The 4636-nt window shown below is 43.0% G+C and carries 5 protein-coding genes; 2 read left to right on the forward strand and 3 right to left on the reverse strand.

The annotated features are described in order from the left end of the window. From aroC to B4J23_RS02655, 3 genes are all read right to left on the reverse strand, one after another. Positions 1 to 959 (reverse strand): chorismate synthase (aroC, locus tag B4J23_RS02645; protein WP_291358684.1); only part of this gene is annotated, 959 nt, incomplete at its 3' end. A 12-nt stretch (positions 960 to 971) separates the two neighbouring features. Then, positions 972 to 1982, reverse strand: a complete 1011-nt coding sequence (gene prmB / locus B4J23_RS02650; RefSeq protein WP_291358685.1) for a 50S ribosomal protein L3 N(5)-glutamine methyltransferase — start codon at positions 1980 to 1982, stop codon at positions 972 to 974. Between the two features lie 197 nt (positions 1983 to 2179). Next, positions 2180 to 2566 carry a lysozyme inhibitor LprI family protein gene (locus B4J23_RS02655; protein ID WP_125278648.1) on the reverse strand — a complete coding sequence of 129 codons (387 nt, stop codon included), beginning with the start codon at positions 2564 to 2566 and terminating at the stop codon, positions 2180 to 2182. A 201-nt stretch (positions 2567 to 2767) separates the two neighbouring features. Between B4J23_RS02655 and B4J23_RS02660 the strand changes: the two genes are divergently transcribed. Together B4J23_RS02660 and B4J23_RS02665 are read left to right on the forward strand one after the other, a co-directional pair. Further along, the gene (locus B4J23_RS02660; RefSeq protein ID WP_004785493.1) at positions 2768 to 3076 is read left to right on the forward strand and encodes a hypothetical protein; all 309 of its coding nucleotides are present in this window, start codon (positions 2768 to 2770) and stop codon (positions 3074 to 3076) included. 156 nt (positions 3077 to 3232) lie between these two features. After that, the gene (locus B4J23_RS02665; protein WP_005235905.1) at positions 3233 to 4606 is read left to right on the forward strand and encodes an ABC1 kinase family protein; all 1374 of its coding nucleotides are present in this window, start codon (positions 3233 to 3235) and stop codon (positions 4604 to 4606) included. The last annotated feature ends 30 nt before the right edge of the window (positions 4607 to 4636 follow it).

Genomic DNA, 4636 nt, shown 5'->3' on the forward strand with positions numbered 1-4636 from the left:
ACGCTCTTCCGATCTAGGACATCCGTATCTTCACGATTAATGGTAATGGTTTTACCCGGAGTTGTGATGGAAGCCGTTGGTTTCAACGCAATCGAAACACGAATATCCTGACCGCTAGAAATACCACCCAAGATACCGCCAGCATGGTTCGCCAGGAAGCCATCTGTTGTGAGTTCATCACGGGTTTCATGACCGAACTGCTCAGCGACACTAAACCCATCACCAATTTCCACGCCTTTCACGGCATTGATTGACATCATGGCATGGGCAATATCCGCATCTAAACGATCAAATACTGGTTCACCCCAACCCACTGGCACTTTAGAAGCAATGATCTCAAGGCGTGCGCCACAGCTTGTGCCTTGCTCACGTAATGAAGTTACCAATGCTTCAAAGCGCGGCACCGCATCAACATCACCACAGAAGAACGGGTTATTTGGCACTTCATTCCAGTCCAGTTTTTCTGCTTTTTCAGTACCGATTTGGGTCACATGACCACGGATTTCAATACCAAATTTCTCAAACAGGAATTTCTTGGCAATCGCACCTGCTGCTACACGCATCGCAGTTTCACGCGCACTCGAACGGCCACCACCGCGATAGTCACGAAAACCATACTTCTGGGTATAGGTATAGTCTGCATGACCCGGGCGGAAAGTTTGCGCGATATTGCCATAATCTTTCGATTTCTGGTCCGTATTGCGGATTAAAAGACCAATTGAAGTACCGGTAGTTTGACCCTCAAACACACCGGAAATAATTTCAACTTCATCTGGCTCTTTACGCTGTGTTGCAAATTTTGAAGTACCCGGCTTACGACGGTCCAGATCCTTTTGCAAATCCGCTTCAGACAGTTCAATCCCTGGTGGAACCCCATCAATAATGGCCATTAAGCCAACACCATGAGATTCACCACAAGTCGTTACACGGAAGAGTTGCCCTATACTATTACCTGCCATGTCAACGACTCCTTATGAATTAACAGATTGAATGAATAAATCACGATATTGACGGCATTGGGCTGCAGTCAGTGCAAAGATACCTGAACCACCACGTTGGAACTGCAACCAGTGAAAATCAACGGTATTGAAGTTTTGCTTCATTGCCCATTCAGAGTTACCCACTTCAATCACGATCAGACCATCTTCAGTCAGATAATCAGCTGCTTGAGCCAGCATCTTACGAACTAGATCCAGACCGTCTTGACCAGCAGCCAATGCCAGCTCTGGCTCATGATGGAATTCATCAGGAAGATCAGCCATATCCTCTGCATCGACATATGGAGGATTAGATACAATTAGATCATATTGGTTTTCAGCTGGAATTTTGGCAAATAGATCAGATTCAAGTAAAGCCACCTGATACTGTTTACTGTGATGTTCACAGTTAATCTGCGCCACTTCCAAGGCATCTTTAGAAATATCAGTTGCATCCACTTCTGAATCAGGGAAAGCATAGGCCAATGCAATCGCGATACAGCCAGAACCGGTACACATATCCAGAATGCGTTGTGGAGTTTTTGGATTCGGGTTTTCTGGCAGGTTATTTACTGCCGCGCCCATTTCACCATTTTCAGTCAGGCAATAAGGAGCAAAGCGGTTTTCAATCAGCTCAACGATTGGCGAACGTGGAATCAGAACACGCTCATCGACATAGAATGGCTTGCCGAAGAAATAGGCCAGATTCAATAAATAAGAGGTTGGAACACGTTCATTAATGCGGCGTTCCAGCAAGCTCAAGAACTCAGCCACTTCGCTTGGCAATAATTTAGAGTCCAGAATTTCAGGATCTGCATTCCAGTCCAGTGACAAGGTTTGTAGAACGAGCGCTGAACTTTCAGCAAAATAATCTTCTGTACCTTGACCTAAGTGCGCATCGTATTGACGTAATGCTGTAACCCCAAAACGAATAAAATCACGAATGGTAGTTAAATTTTCAGCGGCTTCCTGCAAATGTTCAGGGCTAATAGTCGGTCGATCCACTTAAGGCGTCTCCAAGGTCATTTTTTAAAACGCCTTATGATACCTTGTTTTGAGGTCTTTTATAATGCCAAAACCATGAAAAACCCGAATTCTCCATGGTTTATCCATTACAGATCTTCTGGATTTCAGGTAGATTAGAATCCTGCTTTTTGAGATTTATCGGTATTTCCGGAAGGACTTATTAACTTAAAACCAGTTTAAGCACCGGCACGATAAGAACGCGATTGATACAACTTCGCCTGATCTTTTACCATCTCCAGCACACATTGACCCTGTTTAATCTGGGCATATTGGGTATTCATAGTCAGCTTGCATTGCTGTGACAGTTTGCGTTCCCAGACGGTATGCTGATCACGAATATTATTACGATAGCCAGCATTCAATTTCAGATAAGTCTTATAGTTTTTCTTCAGACGTTTATTCTGAGCTTTTAATTCTTTTTTCACACATTTTTGCAGTTTAGCTGTATTGCCATAACTAAAGTTCATGCACTGGGTATATTCCTGAGAATAACCTGTAGCCGCCTGAACCTGTAATGCCATCGTCCCCAAACAACCTGCCATTAATAAACATGCAAAACGCATAGTATCCCCTTCACCAAAACTGGCTTGTTTCCAATCAATATTGAATAATGAATCTTGTTTAAATTATTGCCTGATACTAACTGAGTCCTTGATAAAATCCTATATTTTTCTCGCTTAAAAAGATGTCACAGTTCTTTGGTTGAAACTTGATTTTATGGCCGCATATAATTCGGCAATGATGTCCAAACGAGCCCAGATCTTATGAGCTATAAGCACAACAATCTTATGGCCATGCGCCAGAACTACTGGAATGACCAGTTATCCAGTCAGGTGCAGCAGGAAAAGGTATTTTTACAAACCACATTAATGCAGCAAGGCGTATTTAGTAGCGCGACACTGGAAGATGCCAAATACCTGTTTTTCAGCCTGCCAAGCATCATTATTGTGAAGGGTTATGCGCTGGGTTTTATGCATGAAACAGTCCAGAACCTAATTCATCAACATATTCAAACAAATAAACAACAGTTACAACAACGATCTGAATTAAAAATTCAATTTCAAATGTCATAATATTCACCTTACACTGGTCAAAACGGCAAGCGATATGCTCTTGCCGAGATTTTCACCGTGAATTCAGCGGCTTAAACTTTTTTAATACGTGCAGACACGGTAATATCCACTACAATGATTTACTCCGCTTTATGCTGATAAAAGGATTGAGTTTACATGTCAGATCAGAACGATAAGCTTAAACAATTGAAAACTTCCTCAATGGATCGACGCTTATCGATCGCAAAGGCATCTTTGCTGGCAGGTACGCGCTGGGCAGCATCCAGTGCGGGTTCTATGTTCTCGAGTGAAGAAGAAAAAGAAAGAAGACGCAAAAAAGCCATGAAAGAACAGGCCGATTATCTGGTTGCAGAAATTGGCAAGCTTAAAGGTTCAATTGTCAAAATTGGCCAGATGATGGCCCTGTATGGCGAACATTTTCTGCCAGAAGAGGTCACTCAAGCCTTAAATACGTTAAATAATAAAACAGTTGCTTTGGCGTGGCCGGCGATCAAAGCCCAATTACAACAGCAATTAGGTTCCAAGCTAGATGATCTGACGGTTGATCATGAGCCCCTAGGTACCGCCTCTTTGGCTCAGGTTCACCGTGCTGTACGCAAGTCAGATGGCATGGAACTGGTGCTTAAAATCCAGTACCCCGGTGTAGCTGAGGCTATTGATTCTGATATGAGCCTGTTTAAGAACATGCTCAAATTGACCCGTATGGTGCCGCAAACCCGTGAATTTGATCAATGGTTCGATGAAGTTCGTGAGATGATGCATCGTGAGGTCAATTATAAAATTGAGGCGGATACGACCCGTCGTTTCTGTAAACGTCTGCAAAATGATCCACGATATATCGTACCGACCATCATCGATAACTATTGTACTGACCGTGTTCTGTGTATGACCTTTGAACGTGGTGTACCCATCAATAGTCCAGTAATGCTGTCTCTACCACAGGAACGTCGTAATAAACTGGGTGAAGCTTCCCTTGAAATTGCTGTACGTGAGATTTTTGAATGGGGTGAGATGCAGACTGACCCGAATTTCGGCAATTATCTGGTACGTCTAGGGGATGGCGAAAATATTCAGGACAAGATTGTGCTTCTCGACTTCGGTGCAATCCGTCAATTTGACCAGCATCTACTCAATGTTGCGCGTAATCTGATCCAGGCCGGTTATCATCATGATTCAGACATGATGGTGAAAGCCATGACTGGTTATGAATTCTTTGATTCTATTCCACCTAGCATCAAACCGGATATGGCAAAAGTCTTTCTGTTAGCCACAGAAGCCTTCAGCTCACCAATGAACAATAAAGACTTGCCTCCAGGTGTGATGGATGAACATGACCGCTATAACTGGAAAAAAAGCCAGCTTCATAGCCGGGTAATGCAGCAAGCTTCTAAATCCATGGCTTCACGTTATTTCAGTGTACCGCCTAAAGAATTTATGTTTATCAGCCGTAAGTTCATTGGCGCTTATACCTTCATGACTGTGATTGATGCGAAAACTAATGTACGCGCAATGATTAAACGTCATCTCTAATATACTAAGTTATTATTAGCCTTATATAAG

The sequence above is a fragment of the Acinetobacter sp. UBA3025 genome (assembly GCF_002367915.1).
Taxonomy (GTDB): Bacteria; Pseudomonadota; Gammaproteobacteria; order Pseudomonadales; family Moraxellaceae; genus Acinetobacter.

Coding starts and splice junctions, on each gene's coding strand:
- B4J23_RS02655 (WP_125278648.1), bottom strand. CDS start 2,566: ATGCGTTTTGCATGTTTATTAATGGCAGGTTGTTTGGGGACGATGGCA.
- B4J23_RS02660 (WP_004785493.1), top strand. CDS start 2,768: ATGAGCTATAAGCACAACAATCTTATGGCCATGCGCCAGAACTACTGG.
- B4J23_RS02665 (WP_005235905.1), top strand. CDS start 3,233: ATGTCAGATCAGAACGATAAGCTTAAACAATTGAAAACTTCCTCAATG.